The organism is bacterium (assembly GCA_024228115.1).
Lineage (GTDB): Bacteria > Myxococcota_A > UBA9160 > UBA9160 > UBA6930.
This window is the reverse complement of sequence record JAAETT010000575.1, coordinates 1-2,365: the sequence shown is the minus strand read 5'-3', so window position 1 is coordinate 2,365 and position 2,365 is coordinate 1. Positions and strand designations below refer to the sequence as shown.

Genomic DNA, 2,365 nt, shown 5'->3' with positions numbered 1-2,365 from the left:
CCTGGACGTAGTGGATGGGGAGCAGGGGATGAGTCTCGGGTAGATTCGTGAAGCACGCCTGGAGCTGGCAGCCCATGGAAGGGCCGACGGCGAGCCAGGTGCGCGCGCACATGGCTCGGCGTGGGCTCTTCAATGGGCTGCTAGCTTCAGGCGAGCTTCACGAATCTACCCGAGACTCATCCCATGCTTCGAATCCTCTACGTCGAGGACGATCCGACCGCCCGCGAGTACATCCACAAGGGCCTCGCCGAGCGGGGCTATACGGTGGACGTGGCCGCGGACGGGAAGGAGGGCCTCGAGAAGGCGCTTCGCGGGCCCTTCGACCTGTTGATCCTGGATGTGATGCTGCCCGGGTCGACCGGCTTCGACATCTTGAGGGAGGTCCGCGAGCGGGAGATCGATACGCCCGTGCTCTTCCTGTCCGCGAGAGGTGAAGTCGCCGATCGCATCGAGGGCTTGAACCTGGGTGCCGACGACTATCTGGTGAAGCCCTTCGCCTTCGCGGAACTGCTGGCCCGCATCCAGGCGGTTGCCCGTCGCAGCCTGGCCGAACCCGATTCGGGCCAGCTCGCGATTGCGGACCTGGTGCTCGATTTACGCCGCCACGCAGTCGAGCGAAGCGGACATGCGATCGAACTCACCCCCAAGGAGTTCTCGCTTCTCGAGTACCTGATACGCAACGAGAGCCACGCGGTGTCGCGCGGAATGATCACCGAGAAGGTCTGGGGCTACGGCTTCGACAGCTACTCCAACCTGATCGACGTGCACATCAACCACCTTCGCAAGAAGCTCGATCAGGACTTCGAGCCGAAGCTGATCCACACCGTCAAGGGTGTGGGCTACGTGCTCGAGGTTCGCGGCGCGTCCGAAGCGTGACACATCGGATCTCCATCGGGGTCCAGTGGACCCTTCGGTACACCCTGGCCTTGCTGGTGACGGTCTCGGCATTCGGGATCTTCACGTACACGCAGATCGCCGGGCGCACCGAGAGTGACGCCCGGTTGGTGCTCGAGTTGCAAGTGAACGAGGTAGCGGTTCACGCTGCGGCCGCAGAGCCCGACGAGATGGTCGAGACCATCGAGCGCGGAATCGCCAGCGCGGATCAGGAGCTGAAGCTCGGCTTTGCACTCTTCGACGAGGATGGGGAGTTGATCGTGGCCCGGGGTTCGTTGGCGCGCTACCCCACACCGCTCCCGGCTGGCGTCCTCGCTGGTGAAGACCAATCCGGTGCCAGTCAGGTGGAGGTCGGCGAGAACTATCCCTACCTGGTCATGGCGATTCGCGCGTACCCGGGCTTCGTTCAGGGCGCGCTCTACACCCGCCCCTTCGTGCGCAACGCTCGTGATGTCCGGGATATCTACCTCTACTCACTTCCCGTGCTGCTTCTGCTGACGGCTGGGCTCGGCTACGGGCTTGCCCGCGGAAGCCTGCGTCCGCTGGCGGAAATGAATGCCACCGCACGACGGATTTCAGGGACCAATCTCGAAGAGCGCATTCCGACGAGCGGTTCCCGGGACGAACTCGACGAGCTGGCGACGACACTGAACGACATGATCGCTCGAATTGGCCGTAGTGTGGAGCGCACCCGGCGCTTTTCCGGGAACGCTGCGCACGAACTTCGGACGCCGCTGAATGCGTTGCGTAGCCGCCTCGAGGTCACCCTCGAGCAGCCCCGGGATGCCGAGGAAGCCAGGAAGGCGCTGCAGGAAACCGCTGCCGAGGTCGAAGGGCTTTCCGACGTGGTGCACGCCATGATGCGCCTGGCCCAGTCCGAAGCCGGGCTCGCGCCGGAACAGCGCAGCTCCGTGGATCTGCAAGCGCTGCTTCGTGAGGTCGTCGAATTCTTCGCACCCCTCGCCGAGGAGGCGGAGGTAGAGATCGTGACGCATCTCGATGCCCCGGCCCAGTTGCCCGGCGATCCCTCCTGGCTGCACGAGCTCTTCGCAAACCTGTTGGACAACGCCATCAAGTACACGCCTGCCGGCGGCCGGGTCGACTTGACGGTCGAGCGAACGGATGAGGCGTTGATCGTCCGCGTTCAGGACGACGGGATCGGGGTTCCCCAGGAAGACCTCACGCGAATCTTCGAACCCTTCCATCGCGTGGGAGATCGCAGCACGGCGCCCGGGGTCGGTCTGGGCCTGCCGATCAGCCGCGAGATCGCCCGTGCCCATGGGGGCGATCTCTGGGTCGAAAGCCAGGTCGGCGAGGGCGCAACCTTCGTCGTCCGCCTGCCCCAGAGCTAAGAAGTCAACCAGCGGGGACGGGGTTTACAATTGACTTGTTGAAAGGGGGCTTTGCCCCCTTTCAACAAGTCAATTGTAAACCCCGTCCCCGCTGGTTGACTTCTTAGTCGAGGCGTTTT

General features: G+C 63.9%; 2 protein-coding genes. Both read left to right on the top strand.

Annotated features, from left to right (window positions below; translation table 11 throughout):
* Nucleotides 1-183 precede the first annotated feature (183 nt).
* On the top strand, nucleotides 184-876 hold the full coding sequence (locus GY937_23865) for a response regulator transcription factor (protein ID MCP5059752.1): 693 nt from the start codon (nucleotides 184-186) through the stop codon (nucleotides 874-876).
* Nucleotides 873-2,246, top strand: a complete 1,374-nt coding sequence (locus tag GY937_23860; GenBank protein ID MCP5059751.1) for a HAMP domain-containing protein — start codon at nucleotides 873-875, stop codon at nucleotides 2,244-2,246. Before GY937_23865 ends, GY937_23860 begins: the two co-directional genes overlap by 4 nt.
* Nucleotides 2,247-2,365: the final 119 nt, after the last annotated feature.